The sequence below is a fragment of the Streptomyces xylophagus genome, assembly GCF_000716435.1.
GTDB lineage: Bacteria > Actinomycetota > Actinomycetes > Streptomycetales > Streptomycetaceae > Streptomyces > Streptomyces xylophagus.
In genome coordinates this window covers 465,061-481,970 of sequence record NZ_JNWO01000015.1, presented here as the reverse complement: position 1 = coordinate 481,970, position 16,910 = coordinate 465,061, and the positions used below count along the sequence as shown (strand labels likewise).

Below are 16,910 nucleotides of genomic sequence, written 5' to 3'. Positions count from 1 at the left end.
GCCCCTCCTGTGCGCGTCAGCCCGCCGCCTGGAAGGCCCGCCCTGCCGCGGTGGTCGTCGTACCGTTCGTGAACAGCCCACTGCTCGGCTTCGCCGGGTCCGCGCCCAGCCCGAACCACGCGTAACGCTGCACATAGGACAGGCCGTCCAGCGCCTTGGTGGACGCGGTGACGAAGTCCGCCTGCTGTTGCGCGGACGGGAAGCGGGTCCCCTGGGAGAAGTCGATCAGCGCGTACTCGGTGAGCCAGATCGGCTTGTGGTAGCGCGCGTACACGGCGGCCAGATACGACTTCAGCTGCTGCACGGCCTGCGGGGTGCGGAAGTCGCCGCCGTACCAGTGCAGGGTGATGAAGTCGACGCGATAGCCCTTCGCCCGGGCTCCGGACATGAACCGGTCCAGCCAGCCACCCGCCGTGTCCCCGCCGTACGCGACCGCCGGGCTGCCCAGGACCTTGCCCGCCGCCATGAGCTTGGGCCACAGCTCCAACGCCTGCTCGACCGTCATGTTCGACTGCTGCGCCATGTCCGGTTCGTTGAACCCCAGCAGATACGGGCCGTACTGCCGGGCCTGCGCGAGCGAGGAGTCGGTGACGGACTTCGCGCCCCAGATCATGGGAACGAACGACCCCGACGAGGGAGTCGTGATGCCCGAATGCTGAGCGGACCAGGTGTAGTACCAGCTCGCCCCGCTCGCCGCGAGCGCCTGGCTCACCCCGCCGAACGACCACACCCCGACGCCCTTCTTGGCGCCGGAGGCGATGTGCGCGGGGGCGGCTGCGGTGTGCTTCGCGGGAGAGGGGCTCGGCTTGGCCTTCGGTGAAGGTGAAGGGGACGCGCTGGGAGTGGCCGAGGGCGTGGGGCTCGGCGTGACACTGACCACCGGGGTGGGAGACGGCGATGCCACGGCCGTCGTAGGAGAGGAACCGCCCGTCAGCCGGGGCGCGACCAGCGCGGCCACCACGGCGACGGCGACCGCCGCCGAACCACCCACGACCTGCTTGCCGCCGATACGGCCGGACCGGCGCCCTCGTCCGTGCCGCCGCCGCGCGCCACCATGCCCTGAGGGAGCCGTAGTTGATACGGCGTCCAGCACCCGGGACACGTCGAACCGGGCCGGCACCGCCACCAGCGGCAGCCCGCTGAGCAGCCGGTCCATCGGGAGCAGTCCCTCGTCCAGCCCCTGGCACACCCCGCACCCGCGTATGTGCCGGGCAAACCGCTTGCGCCACAAGGCACTTGGCGTGCCGTCCCAGGTCGAGGCCGTCTCGTCCAGTTCCGCGCAGCGCGGCGCGGCCACCAGCGCCCGCACCACGACCCGCGAGACCTCCATCTGCTTCTTCATGCGCTGCACCCGTACCGAGGCGTGCCGGTCGGAGAGCCCCAACGCACCGGCGAGATCGGCGCGTTCGAGTTCGCCGGTCTCCTCCAGCCACCACAGCGAGAGCAGTTCCTGGTCGTCCGGGTCGAGCCAGCGCGTGGCCTCGACGACCTCACGGCGCTGCTCGGTCAGCCCCAGCCGCAGGATGGTCAGTCCGGCGAAGTCGAGCGCGGGGTCGGTGATCGCCTCCGCGTCCTCCAGATGCGCCCTGCGGCCACGGTCCGCCGCCCGCGCCTGTTCGCGGTCCCGCACCTGCCGGATCGTGATCGCCACCAGCCAGGACCGGAAAGCGGACGGGTCCCGCAGCTTCGGCAGCCCCCGGACCATGCGCAACAGCGTCTCCTGTACGACGTCATCGACGTCGGCGTGACCGTTCAGGGCCCGGCCGACGATGTTGTAGACCAGCGGCAGGCACTGCGTCAGCAGGTGGTCCAGGGCCTGCCGGTCGCCCGCGCACGCGGCCGTCACCACGCCCGCGTCGGGTCCGCTCCTGGGCTTCTCGGTCATCTGGGTTCGTTCCTCCGCGTGTGGTCCGGCCGTGGCATCTCTCTGGTTCGGAGACCGCCGACGCGCGCAAGGACTACAGAAAACAGGACAACAAAAGAAATCAGCCGGTCGCGTCCGAATTTATGTTGTCGAGCCGCTCCCGAGAAGGTCACCGATAGGCAGGACCGCATCTGGACCGCATCCGAAGAGCATCAGGAAGGCGCGAGGACGATGGCACGAGGACGCAGAAGACACGGCGCGAGCCCGCGAGGACACCGCCGACGCTGGTGGTACGTCGCGGCAGCCGCCGTCGCGACGGCCGCCACCGTGCTGATCGCCTACAGCGTGTGGACGCCGTCCGGAACGGGCGGCACGCGCACGACGGCCCACCAGGACACGGCCGCGCGCCCGGCCGTGTCCCGCAGCGCCACGCCCTCCCCCTCGGTGAGCAACAGCGCCTCGGCCTCCCCGTCGCCTTCGGCTTCCCCCTCCCCCAAGGCCGGCGCGTCGAAGAAGAGCACACCCAAACCGACCGCCAAGGCGAACCAACCGGCACCGGACCAGCCCTCGGCCGCCCCCGCCGGCAAACGCCTGATCACGGTCGTCAACCGCACCCCGAAGACGGTGTGGGCGGTCGTCACCAACACGTCCGTCTACCCGTCGGGACGCCAACTCGCCCCGGGCCAGAGCCTGTCGGTGACCGTGGCGAACAACTGGGGCGGCCGGATCTGGGGCCGCACGGGCTGCACCTCGACGGCCGCCGGTCATTGCGCGACCGGCGACTGCACCAGCGTGTGCACCGGCGCCAACCCGCCCACCACACTGGGTGAGTTCACGTTCGACGCGTACGCGGGGATGGACTTCTACGACGTGAGCATGGTCGACGGTTCCAACCTGCCGATGTGGATCAACATCTCGCACACCACGACCACCGACCCGGTCAGCTCCACCGGCTGCTACAAGGGCGTCTGCACCTCGGACGTCGACTGCCCCACCGCGATGCAGGCCACCTCGGGCGGCCAGGTCGTCGGCTGCAAGCCGCCCTGCGCGGCGTTCGGCGGCGACACGTACTGCTGCCGGGGTGCCTGGGCGGGCCGCGAGAACTGCGTCCCGTCGAAGTGGCCGGTCGACTACACCCAGGTCTTCAAGCGGGCGGCCCCCTATGCCTATTCGTACGCCTTCGACGACGGGGCGACGATGCCGTGCAAAGGGGCCTGCTACTACAGGATCACCTTCGGGACGACCGGCTCGTAGGTCCAACCGGTGGGTCCGACAGGCGGGTTCAGCTCGTCGCCTTGTCGCCGGTCGGGCCCACCGCGAACCAAGTGCCGCCGACGCCCTGGCCGTTGAGGTCACCCGGCTTGCTGTCGCCGGAGAAGCGGTAGACGGGCCAGCCACCGACGGTGATCTGGACCTGACCGTCCTGGCGGCGGATGGCTCCGACCTCCTTCGGGTTCACGCCCGCGAGATAGACGTTGCCGCCCTCCTCGATGGTCACGGGCGGCCACTTCACCGCGCAGTCGTCGTTGCAGTTCGACTGGGACGGGGACGCGGTGTCCTTGTCGAAGCGGTACAGCGCCGCCTGGTTGATGTTGATCAGATGCGGCGAGGAGAGCGACGTCGAGGTCACCGCCGACAACTGCACCCACTTGGGCGGCGCTTCCTGCACCACCGCTCCGACCACGGTCCCGCCGGTGCCGGTGAGGCCGGCGTCCTTCGCCGTCGAATCGACCACCTGCAGCGCCGAGTTGCCCCCTCCCTGACCCGACGTCGACGTCGTGGCCGAGGGAGATGCCGAGGCGGGCGACGAGGCTGCGGGCGCCGAACTGTCGCCGATGGAGATCGTCTTGCCACAGGCCGAGAGGCTCGCCACACCGGTCAGGGCGAGGAGGGATGCGACAACGGCACGGCGCGCGGTGCTCTTTGAGGACAGCGGGCGGGTCAGGAGCGGGGTCATGTGGACAACACGAGACAGCCGGCGGCAAAGGTTCAACGGCGGTGAACGTTTCGGGCCTCGGACCTCGTGTCCCCCACAGAGACGGAACAGAGCCGGACCTGAGACGGACCAGAGACGAATCCCCACCTCACAGAAACGGGAGCCCGCAGTGGCGTCGGACGTCAACATCCCCGGGAGTGAACTCAAAGAAGCCCAGGACATGTTGGGTTTCGTGCACGACTTCATCGACATCGGACACAACACGTTCGACTTCGACGCGGCGTTCGGGCCCGAGCTCTCCCGCGGCTCCGCCCAGAACTTCGAGAACAAGTGGGACGACGGCAAGGGCCAGTTGCAGAAGCAGGTGGTGGGCATCAAGGACGCCATCGGCAGCATCCTGGACTCCTTCGAGAAGACCGACCTGGACGCGGTGTCGAACCTCGACAGCGGGAGCGGCAAGTGAGCACCGCACAGCGTTTTCTGCTGGACATCCCGGACTCCTGGGAGCAGGTCGACCTGAGCGGCGAGGAGCTGGCCAGGACCCGCGCGCAGGCCCTGGCCTCGACCGACGACCCCCGCGAGAAGGCCCGGATCAACGACATGTTCCGGCAGGGCCGGGAGGTGACGCGGGCGGCCCGCCGCTACGGTGCGCTGCTGGCCTCGGGCACGGCGACGATGTACACCGAGGGCCTCTTCATGGCGTACGGCATGGTCTTCGCCGTCAGCACGCCCACGGGTGAGGAGCTCACCCTCCCCGTGCTGTCCGCGCGGCTCGGTGTCTCCTCGGCGAGCGGAGTGGCGCCCAAGGACCGGGTCATCACGTCGGCGAAGGTCCCCCATGTGGGCACGGTGGCCCGCGTCACCGGCACCGAGGTGACCCGGCTGACCGGGGACATCGACGTCAAGCTGCTGACGATGCACACCATGATGCCGGTGCCGGGCAGCACGGAGGACTTCCTCGTGGTGACCCTCGCGAGTCCCAACCTGCCGCTGAAGAACGAGGTGTACGACCTTTTCGACGCCATCACCTGCACCTTCCGCTTCGTGACGGACGACGGTGTCCAGGTCTCCCCGGACGGCGCCGAGGCCGCGGGGAGCGAGGGCGTCGCCGCCTGAGCCCCACGTCGTACGCCACGCAGAAGGGCGGCCGGACCTTTTGGGTCCGGCCGCCCTTCGCTGTCCCGCCGTGCAGGTCCTGGGCTGCGGGCGGGAAGGAGGTGCACTCCAAGGGGGGACTTGGGGGTGCACCTCCCGCTTTTAGAGTTCCGCTTCGAGCAGCGGTACCTGGACCGCGCGCAGCGTGCCGTCGCCCAGGTGCAGCAGGCCCCGGCCCGGTTGCGGGGCCTGGCCGACGACGCCCCGGGTCAGCTTCACGCCGATGACCTCGCCGTCGCTCAGGCCCTGCGGGGAGAGCAGCATGCCGGTGCGGTTGCGCTTCACCTGGCCCATCCAGCCGGCCAGGCTCAGTGCCAGTGACTCCGCGTTGCCGGCGGCGAGGACGCCCCAGCCGGTGCCCGCGCCGCCGCGTGCGAGCAGCGCGAGGTCGGAGTCGATCTCGGCGCCCATGAACAGTTCGGCGTCGTCCACGACGATCACGCCGTACTCCTCGGGCACGCTGCCCAGGGTCTGCCGGAACTCGTCGACCGTCACCTCGGCGTCGGTGATGAGCGCGGCCACACCGGGCCGTCCCAGCAGTTGCCGCAGCGGCGAGCGCCGGGGCGCCAGCACGATGAGGCCGGCGCCCGCCGCGAGCAGTGATTCCGCCGCGCCGAGCAGGGCGGTGCTGCGTCCGGTGCGCGGCGGTCCCGCGATGACGAAGGTCGGTACGTCCGTCAGGTCGGGGCCGAGCGAGGTGAGGACGTCACCGCCCACGGCCACCAGCGGGCGCATCGGCCCGGCCTGGGTGTGCAGGGCGATGGCCTCCTCGTACGTGACCCGGTCGGGAAGCACGTCGAGGCGGATCGGGCGACGATCGGCGGGGACCGAGGACTCGCGCTCGGTCAGTTCCCGGCCCAGGGCCAGCAGGATGTCGGCCTGGGCGGTGCCGGACAAGTCCTCGCCCAGCACCGCGAGTTGCACCTCGCTCAGGTCCTGGGTGCGGATGCCGCGCCCGGGCGCCGGGTCGGTCGGCGCGGACTTGGTGGGGATGCCGACGCTGGAGTAGTCCTGGCGGTCGTTGAGCCTGAGGACGATCTTGTCCTCGGTGGTGCCGGAGAACCGGCTGCTGCCGAGCACCCGGTCGCCGGCCAGGACGACGTGGATACCGACGCCCGCTCCGTCGCGCAGCAGGCGGATCATGCGTTCCATGTAGCTGCCGTTGTCGTACGAGGCGAACTCGCGCTCGAAGACCTCGAACCGGTCGACCATCAGCACGATGTGGGCGAGCCGCTCCTCGGGGGACTGGCTCCCGCGCAGTTCGGACAGGTCGGCCGTGCCACGCGCGCCCAACACGCTCTGCCGCACGGTGAGTTCGGCACCCAGCCGGTCCAGCAGCCGGCCCAACCGCTCGATCTGGTTGCGGTCGACGACCGCGCCGCAGTGCGGCAGCGCGGTCAGGGCGTTGAGCGCGCCGTTGCCGCAGTCGATGCCGTACAGGTGGACGTCGTCGGCGCCGTGGGCCTGGCTGAGAGCGGCGGCCAGGGTGCGCAGGGTCTGGGAGCGGCCGCTGCGGGGCGAGCCGACGATGTGCAGATGGCCGGCCCGGTCGAGGTCGAGGACCAGCGCGGTACGGGTCTGCTGTGCGGGCAGGTCGACCATGCCGTACTCGACGGCGGGCAGGGCCGCCTCGCGTTCGGCGGTGGGCTTGGGCGAGGGCGGTGCCGTCCAGGGGAGCAGGGCGGGCAGGGGCGGCAGCCAGGGGCTCGGCTGGCGCGGTACGTCCGCGAGCCGGGCCGCCTGGGCGATGGCTCCGGTGAGCACGGCGAGGTCGGTGACGGCCTCGGTCTGCGCCGCCGAGGAGCCACCGCGGGAGCGGGCGCTCGGCAGCGGGCCGCCGAGGTTCTGCCAGGTCACCGGCTCGGCGCGGACGATCACTTCGGTTCCCTCGGCGGGCTGACCACCGGGCCTACGACCACCCACGCGGCCGGACTGGAAGGGCAGCAGGGCCGACGGGCCGAGCCGGGCGTAGGCGCGGCCGGGGTTGGTCGGCGAGATCTCACCGGAGTCGGGCGCGTCGATGATGTCCCGGCTCTCGGAGGTGTCGGTGGTGCGCAGCGCGATGCGCAGGTTGGTGTTGGCGCGGATGTCCGGGGTGACCGCGCCGCCGGGGCGCTGGGTGGCGAGCACCATGTGGATGCCGAGGGACCGGCCGCGCTGGGCGATGTTGACCAACCCCGAGATGAAGTCGGGCAGTTCGCGCACCATGGACGCGAACTCGTCGACGACCAGGAGGAGTCGGGGCAGCGGAGGCAGTACGTTGCCGCCGCGCGAGCGCTTGTCGAGGTAGTCCTCGATGTCCTTGGCGCCCGCCTGCGCCAACTGGGTCTCCCTGCGCCGCAGTTCGGCACCGAGGGAGACCAACGCCCGTTCCACGAGCCGGGTGTCGAGGTCGGTAACCAGGCCGACGGTGTGCGGCAGGTCGGCGCATTCGGCGAAGGCGCTGCCGCCCTTGTAGTCGACGAGCACGAAGGTCATCTCGTCGGGCCGGTTGACCACCGCGAGGGTGGCGACCAGGGTCTGCAGCAGCTCGGACTTGCCGGACCCGGTGGTACCGGCGATCAGCGCGTGCGGGCCGTCGCGCACCAGGTCGACGGCGAACTCACCGTCGTAGCCGATCCCGAGGACGGCCCGGGTGCTACGGCCGCCGAGCGACCAGCCGGCCACCACGGCCTCGGCGGTGGGCGGTTCGACCTTCAGCAGGTCCAACAGGCGTACGGCGCCCGGGAGTGCGCTCTCGTCGCTGTCGCCGACGCCGCGCAGGGGGGCCAGGGCGCGGGCGAAGTGCTCGTACCAGTCGGACTCGGGCGAGTCGCTGCGGACGTTCTCCAGCGCGGCGCCGGAGCCGGTGCGCACCCGGGAGGTGGAGGCGCCCGCCTCGGTGACGACGACGGCGCCGCACTCCTCGGGGAGGAGTCGCTCCTCGCGGTCGATACAGATGGTGTGGACGCCCACGGAGGGGCCGTCGCGCAGCAGGGCGATCACGCCGGGCAACGAGCGTGCGCGGCGCGCCTGTTCGAGGACGACGAGGATGTCGGGGTAGCCGTTCGCTCCACCCCGGATGAGGTCGGATCCGGCCGCGACACGGGAGGCCACGAGCTGGCCGAGTTCGCCGATGCGCCGGGCCAGGGACTCGGCGGTGGAGCCGATCAGGGCGTAGGCGTCCTCGCCCTGCGCCTGGGTGTGGGGCAGCCAGCGGATCCAGGACCAGTCGCGTTCACCGTCCGGTCCGGCGAGGACGACGAGGCGCAGGTCGGTGGGGCTGTGCAGGGCGGCGGCCTGGGCGGCCAGCCAGCCGGCCAGCCGGGTCGCGCCCGGTCCGGCGACACCCGCGACTCCGGCCCTGCGCAGCGCCACGTTGACGGGCACCTGGTTCAGCGTCGGCACGGTGGAGCGCCGGTGCTCGTCCTGGTCCGGGTCGTCGACGCTGATGGACGAGGGCAGATCGGCGGTGCCGACGCGTACGGAGAGGAAGTCGGGGTCCTGCCACCGGCGTTCCCACAGCCGCTCCGAGGGCTGGACCGCCATCTGGAGCAGGGTGGCCGGATCGGGCAGGGAGAGGCGAAGGTTGTGCTGTTCCCCGAGGACGGCGGCGTCGATGTCGGCGCGGAGCCGGGCCAGCGTCTGCTCGTACTCCTCTTTCTTCTCGAGGTACTTGAGCATCGCCTGCTTGCGGCCGCCGAACTGGGTGATGAGGGCGGCGATCGGGGAGAGCAGCGCGATGAAGACGAAGGACCAGCGGTGCGTGACGAAGATGGCGACCACGGCGCTGGCCGCGGGCACCAGCAGGATCGGCAGCAGCGGGATGGGCCGCTTGTCGGGCTTGACCGGCGGGGTCGGCAGCCGGAACTTGGCGCCCGCGGCGGGCGGCAGGAACCTCGGCGGCCGGTTGAACTCCAGGCCGAGACCGTCCTGCGCCGGGGTCAGCGGAGCGCGGGCCGTCTGCTGCGAGGTCAGCTCCAACAGGATGTCGCCGACGGCCAGTTGGCTGCCCTCCCGCCACGGGGACGGCGCCGGTGCGGGCTTGCCGTCGAGCAACGCCCCGTCGGTGAGGAGGAGTTGGGCGCTGCCGTCGAGCCGGACCCGGACCCGGGCCGCGAGGGCCGGCGTGCCCTCGGCGAGGCGGACGCGGCACACCGGGCCGCTGCCGATGTCGTAGTCGCCCGGGACGAGCCGGAAGACGGTTCCGGCGCCCGGTCCCGAGACCACGCGGACCTCGGTGCGGCCCTCGGGCTCGGGCTCCCGGGGCACGGGAGCGCCGAGTCCGAGGTCCATGCCGTCCCGCACACCGGCCGCCTGAAGGGTGGTGTGCGGTTCGACGGGCGTCGGGCCGATGTAGAGGGGCGGCTCCCCCGCCGCCACCCCCGCATACCCGACGGCGCGTGCCAGCTCGGCTGCCAACCGGCCCGCCTGCGCGGAGGGTTCGGTTTCCACGGCGACGGTGGTGGACACCCCCTCGACCTGCGGATCACGAACGCTGACGGTCAATCGCACTGCTCATCATCCTTCTGGTGTGGAGGTACAGCACCGCCCGCCGTGGCGACGGGCCGGGCCGGTGGATCAGCCGAGGTTGGAGCCGAGCTGGTTGTCGGTCTGGTCGAAGGCCTCGCCGACCGCCTTCACGTACTGGCCGATGCCCTGCAGACCCTGGTTGACCTGGTCGAAGCCCTTGGCGAACTCGTCGAAGAACGGCGAGAACTTCTGCTGGGCGGCCGGCGTGCTGTAGCCGTCGGCGAGCAGGGTGGAGATCTTGCCCTTGACCTCGTTGAGCTTGTCCTGGAGCTGGGAGAAGTCGTTGAGGAGCGCCTGCGAAGTGGACGCGGTGGTGTCCGAGTTGACGGCGTAGTTGGGCATGGGAGTACTCCTTGCTGGTTGTTGGTGGTGCGGTCCATCCCTTCGGGGATGGAGGTCTGGGTGTGCGAACAGCTAGCTGCCGTTGCCGGTGTCCGTGGGGCTCGTCGGTGCGGTGACGAAGCCGTCGGACGACGGTGACGCGGAGCCGGTATCGCCGTTCGCCTGCGCGTCGGAGGTGTTGATCGGCGGGACGGCGGGCCGTCCCGTGGTGGTGGGCGAGGGCGGCAGCGGCACGTTGGCGGGGTCCACCGGGGTCGCCGGTGCCGGGCGGGTGGGCGAGTCCGGCAACGGGACATTCGCGGGGTCCACCGGTGCCGGACGCGTCGGCGCCAGCGGCGGGGGCACCGGGCGGGTCGGTGAATCCGGCAGCGGCACATTCGCGGGCTCGACCGCGACCGGAGGCCTCGGGGGTACGACGGGTGCCGGCGGCGGAGGCGGGGGTGCGGGCGCGTTCGGCACCGCGGGTGCCGGCCTGACCTGGCCCTTGATCGGGATCTTGTCGGTGAGGCTGTCGACCGCGCGGCCGAGGCCCGCCGTGCCGACCGGTCCGACGGCCAGCTTCGACGCGGAGTTGGCGATCTCACCGGCCGCCACCTCGTTGAGGTCGCCGCCCTGGGCGACGCCGACTCCGATCTTCGTGCCGAGGGTCGCGCCTTCCTCGACGAAGTTGCCGAGCTGGTCGGACGCCCGCTTGCCCACGGTGTCCGCGGCGGCGGGTTCTGAAGTATCGCCGAACCGGCCGCCCTTGCCCTCCTCCACGACGGGGTTCCCGCGCCGCTTGCCGATCGCGCCGATGCCGCCCTTGAAGGCGACGCCGGCCACGGCACCGGCGGCGGCTCCGGCGAACACGCCCGCGGCGGTGATCTGGTCGCCGTTGGCCGCCTTCCCGGCCGCTTCCAGCGCCGAGTTGGTCAGGAACTTGCCGGTGACCTCCGTGGCGACCTTGCCGATCGGGTTGGCGAGGACACCGCTGACGATCTTGCTGTTGGTGAGGGACTCACCGACCTTGGTGATCGTCCCGGCGGTCTTGGTGATGAACCCGGAGCTCTTCACGGCGGCCACGGCGGCCGGGGCGATCGCCTGGACGGCCTTGCCGCCCAGCTTCAGCAGGGCGCCGCCGGGGACGATCCCGATCAGACCGAGGATGAAGTCGCCGGCTTTGATACCCCCGGTCTGGCTGGCGACGACTTGGTTGAACACGAACAGCGCCCCGCCGAGCAGCGCGCCGACGACCGGGAAGAACACGGCCACGACGGCGACGAGGGCGGCGAGCAGGATCTGGACGAACGGGAAGTCCTTGAAGAAGTCGGCGATCTTCTGGAAGATGTTCCGCTCCGGAATCGCCTCCTGCGCGGCCCGGTCCAGCACGTCGGCACACTGTCGCTGCGCACTCTCCCGCAGCGTTCTGGCCTGTTCGGCCAGGCTTCTGGCCGCGCCCAGTTGGGCCTTGCCGGCGTCGATGGCGTCCTGGGTGCTGCGCGCCGCCGACTTCTCCGCGTCGGTCGGATTCGCGCCGAGTTCCTTGGGCGTCTGGTTCGCCTGCGGTGCGGCGGACTGCGCCTGGTCCACGGCCCGATCGAAGGTGTCCTGGGCCTCGCGCAGCCGCGGCATGTAGTCGCTGTAGGCCTGGGCGGCGTCGTGGTAGGACGTCACGGTCTTGCTCAGCTTGTCCGGGAGATCGTCGCCGATCTTGTTCTTCAGCGCGTCCATCGCCGAACCGCGGCCCTGCGAGATCGTGCCGTCCTTCTTCAGGACGTTCAGCGCCTTCTCCGCGGCGTCGCCGATGTCGCGGTAGCGCTTCATCACGCCCTGGATCAGGTCGGGGTCGCCGGGTGTCGGGTCCGAGTCCATGCCGACGAGCTGGAAGTCCTCGGGCCTGGAGTGCCGACGTGCCATTGCGATCCCCCGGTGCGCTGCCTGTGACGTGTGGTCGCCAGGTACACGGGGTCGGTGTCGTGAAAGGTTCAAGCGAGTTCGCGTCGCGCGTGCTCGCCAACTTCCGAAAGGTTCGAGCGTGTTGGCGTCGCGCGCTCTCGCCAAGTCCAAAAAGCTTCCGGCGACTTCACATCGAACGTTCTCCCCGGGCCGCTCCGTGTAGTCGGTGCAACGGAACCTCGGAGGGCATGGGTGGACACGATGAGCAACGGCACGGGCACGAGGCCCGAGCACAGGCCGGCGACCGACAGGGCGCACCGCCTGCCACGGACGCTCCTGCACACCCTGGCGGCACTGCTGGCGGCGTGTCTCATGGCGCTCGGCGGTGCCGCCGCCGCGAGCGCGGCACCCGCTGCCGACGACCTGATCAAGGTGTTCGTGGTCCCGGACCCGGCGCAGACGGGCGGGCAGCTCGCCACCCTGCAGTCGATCGCCACGTCCACCCTGGGCGACGCCTCGCGGGCCGGCGAGATCCTCGCGGTCAACCGCGGTCAGGCGCAGAAGGACGGCGGGGCGCTGAACAGCGCGGACGACCAGTTGCACCCCGGCTGGATCCTGCGGCTGCCGCAGGACGCCTCGGGGCCCGACGTCCAGCTGGCCCGGGACACCGGGAGCCAGAACTCCGCCTCCGCCGCCCCGAGTTCGGGACAGCAGTCGGCCGCGCCGAGCACCGGGCAGTCCGCGGCGTTCACGTTCCCGCTGGCCGCCGCCGTCGCGGTGCTCGGCGCGATCCTGCTCGCCCTGATCACCGCGGGCATCGTGGGCAGGCGGAAGGTGCGCACCGCGTACGGCGCCGTACGGCGTGCCGTGTGGAGGCTGGGCGAGCCGATGCGGCGCAGCCGTCGACTGGCGCTGCGCCGGGCGACAGGCCGCCGGTTCGCGACCGACGCGGAGTCGGTACGCCGCGCCTACGGCGCCCTCGGCGAGTTCGGGCCCGGCAGGCAGCAGCCCGAACGGCCGGTGCACGCCCTGCGCGTCGACGGCTCCGGTGTGACGGTGTGGCTGACGGCCTCCGACACGGTCGACGCGCCGTGGACGAACATCGACAGCACCCGCTGGCGCCGCCCCGCCGCGGCCGCCGCCGGCTGGCTGACCCCCGGCAACGACAGCGGCCCGGCCTCGCAGTCCGCACAGGACTCGATCGCCGCGGCCTGCCTGGTCCGGGCGGGCACGGACGCCGACGGCGAGCCCGTGTTCGTGGATCTCAGCCGGCTGGACGGCGTCCTCACCGTGAGCGGTGACCAGGCCGTGGCCCGGGACGTCGTACAGAACCTGCTGGCGGAGATCGCGCGCACCCGGCCGGACACTCCGGTGACCGTGCTGCGCGGGGCGGACAGCGCCCTGCCGCTCACCGTGCCGACGGAGCTGCGGGAGCTTCCCCGGGTCGACGCCCCCGCTCCGGTGGCGCCCGTCGCGGGGCGGGGGACGGTGCGGGCCGGCGCGTCGCGTCGGACGGTGCGGGGACTGGTCGTGGTGGCCGGAACTCCGGGCGCGCGGGAGGCCGCCGAACTGGCCGCCCTGTGCGGCCCGGGCGGCGCCGGCTGGACCGGCCTGGTCTACGGCGAGGCGAACGGCGCGCACTGGCGCTGGCACACCGACGCCGACGGCCATGTCGACATCCCGGTGCTCGATGTACGGCTCACCGTCCCGGCGTGACTCCCCTGCCGGCCTCGGTGCGCAGGATGTTCAGGGCGTAGTGCCGGCGGGACTTGACGGTGCCCGCCGGTATGCCGAGGATGCGCGCCGTCTCCTGCACGGTCCGGCCGCACAGATACGTGTGCAGCAGGACCTCCCGGTGCTCGTGGGACAGCCGCCGCAGCAGGCCGGTCGCCTCCACCGAGGCCAGTACGGCGCCGGAGTGGTCGGGCAGGGGCACGTCCCGGTCCTCGGCGCCGATGGTCTCGTGGCGGGCGACGGCGCTGCGCATCCGGTCGACGACGAGGTTGCGGGTCACGGTGAGGAGCCAGCCGCGTACCGAGCCCTCGGTGCTGTAGAGGCGTTCCGCGTGCGGCCAGGCGCGGATGAGGGTCTCCTGGACGATGTCCTCCGCCGTGTGACGGTCGTTCAGCAGCTTGTCGGCGTAGGCGAGCAGTGCCTTCGCGTGGTCGGACATCAGGGTGTGCAGCAGCTGGTTCCGGTGCGCGGCCGTGGGGAGGTCCGCGGAAGTGGTGGGGGTCATGTTCCAGTCCTGAAGGGGAATGCCGTACGCGCCTCCGGCTCCGGGTGGAGCGGAGCGGGGAGCGTAGGCAAGGCCCGCTTTCAGAACGCTGACGATTTACTGGCGCCGGGACCGATCGGGTTCAGTGAGCTCCGTCAGCCTGCGGCGGACGTGCTCGGCGTCCGGGTGGCCGATCTCGTCGAGGATGCCGAGTGCCTCACGCCAGGCGAGCGCGGCCCGCGTGTCCTGCTGGGCCGCGCGGTGGGTGTCGCCGATGTGCGCCAGGGTGTCGGCCTCCAGGTAGCGGTCCCGGATCTCGCGGTACAGCCGCAGCGCCTGCTCGTAGCACTCCAACGCCCGGTCGTGGTCGTGCAGATGGTGGTAGGCGTAGCCGAGGCTGTCCAGGGCGGCGGCCTCGCCGTTGCGGTCGCCCGTCTCCCGGTGGACCGAGACCGCCAGGCCGCACTCGGTGAGGGCGTCCTCGTACTTGCCCATCAGGATGTACGTCCAGCCGACCTCGTTGGCGATGCCCGCCTCGCCGTCGCGCCGCCCGGCCGCGCGGCAGAGGGCGCTCGCCTCGGTGTAGTGGTCGAGGGCCTCTTCGTGCCGTCCACGCCCGTTGGCCACGAAGGCGAACCTGCGGTGGGTCCTGCTCCGGCCGGCCCGGTCGCCGAGCTCGCCGAACAGCTCCAGGGCGCGCGCGAGGTGGGCGTCGGCCTCGTCCTGCCGCTCCAGGCGACCGCTGACGAACCCCAGCGCGAGGTGGGCGAATGCCTGGCCGGGTATGTCGCCCAGACGCTGGGCCGCCTCGACTGCCGTTGTCTGCGCGTCGAGTTGCTCGGGCCAGCGGCCGCCCCGGTCCAGGTGCAGTTCCAGGACCGAGGCCAACTGCCAGCTGTGCTCGCCGCCGCCGAGCCGGGCGTCCTGCTCGATCGCGGCGAGCACGACGGAGCGGTTGGTCTCCAGCCAGTCGACCGCGGCCGCCTGGTCGGTCAGCCGCGGGACGGTCACCCCGGCGGTGTGCGGCCGCAGTCGGATGCGGTCCCGGGTGGGCATCAGAAGACTGTCGGCCGCGTGCGCGGTGTGCAGGTAGTGGTCGAGCATGCGGCGCCGGGCCAGGTCCAGTTCCTGCGCGGTGTCCTGTGCCCGGGCCAGCTCGGCGGCGTAGGCGCGCAGCAGTTCGTGACAGCCGTAACGGCCCGGCAGGGGCTCGGAGATGAGGTGTGCCCGGGCCAACTCGGCCATGACCGGCCGGACTTGGCCGACCCGCTGCCCGGCGAGGCTGGCGACGGCGGCGAGCGAGCAGTCGGGTCCCGGGTGCAGGGCGAACAGGCGGAACACCCGGGCGGCGGCGGGGCTGAGGAGTTGGTACGACCAGGAGAACGCGCTGCGGGCGTCCGCGGCGGGGGCCTCTCCGGCGAACGCGTCGAGACTGTCCTCGCTGTCGGAGAGTTCGGCGGCGATGGAGGCGAGCGGAAAGGCCGGGTTCACGACCGCGCGGGCACTGACGACGGCCAGCGCGAGGGGGAGGCGGCCGCACAGGGTGATGATCTCCGCGACGGCGTCGGGTTCGTTCGCGATCCGTTCGGCGCCCAGCCGGCGGGACAGGAACTCGCGTGCCTCCGCCTCGGTGAGCACGTCCAGCGTCAGCGAGTGCGCGCCCTCGCCGGCCACCAGGCCGTAGAGCTGGTTGCGGCTGGTGACGACGACCAGGCAGCCGGGGGCGCCGGGCAGCAGGGGGCGGACGTGCTCGGTGTCCCGGGCGTTGTCGAGCACGATGAGGACGCGCCGGTCGGCGAGGAGGCTGCGGTACAGCGCGGCCTGCGCGTCGAGACCCGCCGGGATGCGCTGTCCGGGGACGCCGAACGCGTCGAGGAACGACCTGATGGCCTCGGCCGCGCTCATGATCGAACCGCTGGGATGGAAGCCGCGCAGATTGACGTAGAGCTGCCCGTCGGGGAACCGGTCGGCGACGCTGTGCGCCCAGTGCACCGCCAGGGTCGTCTTGCCGACGCCGGCCATGCCGCCGATGGCGCTGATCACCACCGTCGGTGTCGACACGTCGGACCCGGGCAACAGCTCCTGGACATGGGCGAGTTCACTGCGGCGGCCGGTGAACGCGGGCAGATCCACCGGGAGTTGGGCGGGACGGATGGTGGCGACGGCGCCCGGTCGTTCCTCCCCGGTTTCGGCGGTCTCCTCCGCACCCTCGACAGGCCTTGCGCTTCCGCGCTGGGCATGGGTGTGCCCGAGCACCCGCTGCAGGGCGGCCTGCAGTTCGGGGCCCGGCTGTACGCCCAACTCGTCGGCTAGGCGGGTGCGTACGGTCCGGTGGACGTCAAGGGCCTCGGCCTGATGGCCCGTTGCCGCGAGCACGAGGATCAGTCTGGCCTGCAGCCCTTCGTCCAGGGGGTGTTGGGCCGCGGCCTGCCGGAGCGTCACCAACACCCGTGCGCCCAGGCCCGGTCCGGCTTCCAGAGCGAGTTCGGCCGCCTCCTTGACGGCGGCCAGGTGCTCGTCGTCGAGGGCGGCGAAGGCCGGGTGGGACCGCACCTCGGCCGCGATCCCGGAGGCCGCCGGCCCCCGCCACAGGGCCAGCGCCTCGATCAACAGCCCTGTGGCGGTGGGAGGTTCGCCGTCCCGCACGGCCTGCTCCGCCCGCTGCCGCAGGGCCCGGAAGCGCAGCAGGTCGAGACTGTCGGGGTCCACTTCGAGGCGGTAACCGCCCGAGCCGCGCACCAGCCACCGTGACCGGCCCCCGGCCGGGAGATCGGGTTCGAGCAGCCGCCGCAGTGTCCCGACGTGCCGCTGGATGACGTTGACGGCGCTGTCCGGCGGGTCCTGCCCCCACAGGGCGTCGACGATCTCGTGGACGGCGACCGGATGCCCCGCCTCGGTCAGCAGCAGCGCGAGCAGAGCGCGCTGCTTGGGCGGTCCCAGCGCCAGTTCCGCGTCGCCGCGCCAGGCCCTGACCGGTCCGAGTACGGCAAAACGTGTACGCACCGAGG

11 protein-coding genes are annotated in these 16,910 nt (G+C 71.9%); 4 read left to right on the top strand and 7 right to left on the bottom strand.

The window, feature by feature from the left end:
• Positions 1 to 16: 16 nt before the first annotated feature.
• Entirely contained in the window at positions 17 to 1,885 is a 1,869-nt protein-coding gene (locus OO70_RS31430) for a sigma-70 family RNA polymerase sigma factor (RefSeq protein ID WP_043678482.1), read from the bottom strand.
• 210 nt (positions 1,886 to 2,095) lie between these two features.
• On the opposite strand from OO70_RS31430, the gene OO70_RS31425 reads away from it, so the two are divergent.
• Positions 2,096 to 3,118 (top strand): thaumatin family protein, encoded by a 1,023-nt coding sequence (locus OO70_RS31425; RefSeq protein WP_234336987.1) that lies wholly within the window; start codon positions 2,096 to 2,098, stop codon positions 3,116 to 3,118.
• Positions 3,119 to 3,146: 28 nt separating this feature from the next.
• On the opposite strand, the gene OO70_RS31420 is transcribed toward OO70_RS31425, so the two are convergent.
• Positions 3,147 to 3,821, bottom strand: coding sequence for a hypothetical protein (locus OO70_RS31420; protein ID WP_043678478.1), 675 nt, complete (start codon positions 3,819 to 3,821; stop codon positions 3,147 to 3,149).
• Between the two features lie 148 nt (positions 3,822 to 3,969).
• On the opposite strand from OO70_RS31420, the gene OO70_RS31415 reads away from it, so the two are divergent.
• Together OO70_RS31415 and OO70_RS31410 are read left to right on the top strand one after the other, a co-directional pair.
• Positions 3,970 to 4,263: a hypothetical protein gene (locus tag OO70_RS31415; protein ID WP_043678476.1), complete on the top strand. Its 294-nt coding sequence runs from the start codon at positions 3,970 to 3,972 to the stop codon at positions 4,261 to 4,263.
• Positions 4,260 to 4,916, top strand: a complete 657-nt coding sequence (locus OO70_RS31410; protein ID WP_043678474.1) for a hypothetical protein — start codon at positions 4,260 to 4,262, stop codon at positions 4,914 to 4,916. Before OO70_RS31415 ends, OO70_RS31410 begins: the two co-directional genes overlap by 4 nt.
• Before the next feature lie 141 nt (positions 4,917 to 5,057).
• Here OO70_RS31410 and OO70_RS31405 read toward each other — a convergent pair whose 3' ends face one another.
• The 3 genes from OO70_RS31405 to OO70_RS31395 all read right to left on the bottom strand — a co-directional run bounded on the left by OO70_RS31405 (position 5,058) and on the right by OO70_RS31395 (position 11,705).
• Positions 5,058 to 9,449: an FtsK/SpoIIIE domain-containing protein gene (locus OO70_RS31405; protein WP_234336984.1), complete on the bottom strand. Its 4,392-nt coding sequence runs from the start codon at positions 9,447 to 9,449 to the stop codon at positions 5,058 to 5,060.
• 66 nt (positions 9,450 to 9,515) lie between these two features.
• Positions 9,516 to 9,809 (bottom strand): WXG100 family type VII secretion target, encoded by a 294-nt coding sequence (locus OO70_RS31400; RefSeq protein ID WP_019063359.1) that lies wholly within the window; start codon positions 9,807 to 9,809, stop codon positions 9,516 to 9,518.
• A 72-nt stretch (positions 9,810 to 9,881) separates the two neighbouring features.
• Positions 9,882 to 11,705: a putative T7SS-secreted protein gene (locus OO70_RS31395; RefSeq protein ID WP_043678469.1), complete on the bottom strand. Its 1,824-nt coding sequence runs from the start codon at positions 11,703 to 11,705 to the stop codon at positions 9,882 to 9,884.
• Between the two features lie 240 nt (positions 11,706 to 11,945).
• Between OO70_RS31395 and OO70_RS31390 the strand changes: the two genes are divergently transcribed.
• Positions 11,946 to 13,400 (top strand): hypothetical protein, encoded by a 1,455-nt coding sequence (locus OO70_RS31390; RefSeq protein WP_158711537.1) that lies wholly within the window; start codon positions 11,946 to 11,948, stop codon positions 13,398 to 13,400.
• Here the strand turns inward: OO70_RS31390 and OO70_RS52840 are convergent.
• Positions 13,384 to 13,923, bottom strand: a complete 540-nt coding sequence (locus OO70_RS52840; protein ID WP_078651627.1) for a sigma-70 family RNA polymerase sigma factor — start codon at positions 13,921 to 13,923, stop codon at positions 13,384 to 13,386. The two genes, OO70_RS31390 and OO70_RS52840, sit on opposite strands and share 17 nt — an antisense overlap.
• 96 nt (positions 13,924 to 14,019) lie before the next feature.
• A complete protein-coding gene (locus OO70_RS31380) occupies positions 14,020 to 16,905 on the bottom strand; it encodes an AfsR/SARP family transcriptional regulator (protein WP_043678630.1) in 2,886 nt (961 codons plus the stop codon).
• Positions 16,906 to 16,910: the final 5 nt, after the last annotated feature.

What these genes read in the sequence shown, in the direction of transcription:
- OO70_RS31430 (WP_043678482.1), bottom strand. Translation starts at nt 1,885, where the DNA reads ATGACCGAGAAGCCCAGGAGCGGACCCGACGCGGGCGTGGTGACGGCC.
- OO70_RS31420 (WP_043678478.1), bottom strand. Translation starts at nt 3,821, where the DNA reads ATGACCCCGCTCCTGACCCGCCCGCTGTCCTCAAAGAGCACCGCGCGC.
- OO70_RS52840 (WP_078651627.1), bottom strand. Translation starts at nt 13,923, where the DNA reads ATGACCCCCACCACTTCCGCGGACCTCCCCACGGCCGCGCACCGGAAC.
- OO70_RS31390 (WP_158711537.1), top strand. Translation starts at nt 11,946, where the DNA reads ATGAGCAACGGCACGGGCACGAGGCCCGAGCACAGGCCGGCGACCGAC.
- OO70_RS31400 (WP_019063359.1), bottom strand. Translation starts at nt 9,809, where the DNA reads ATGCCCAACTACGCCGTCAACTCGGACACCACCGCGTCCACTTCGCAG.
- OO70_RS31425 (WP_234336987.1), top strand. Translation starts at nt 2,096, where the DNA reads ATGGCACGAGGACGCAGAAGACACGGCGCGAGCCCGCGAGGACACCGC.
- OO70_RS31395 (WP_043678469.1), bottom strand. Translation starts at nt 11,705, where the DNA reads ATGGCACGTCGGCACTCCAGGCCCGAGGACTTCCAGCTCGTCGGCATG.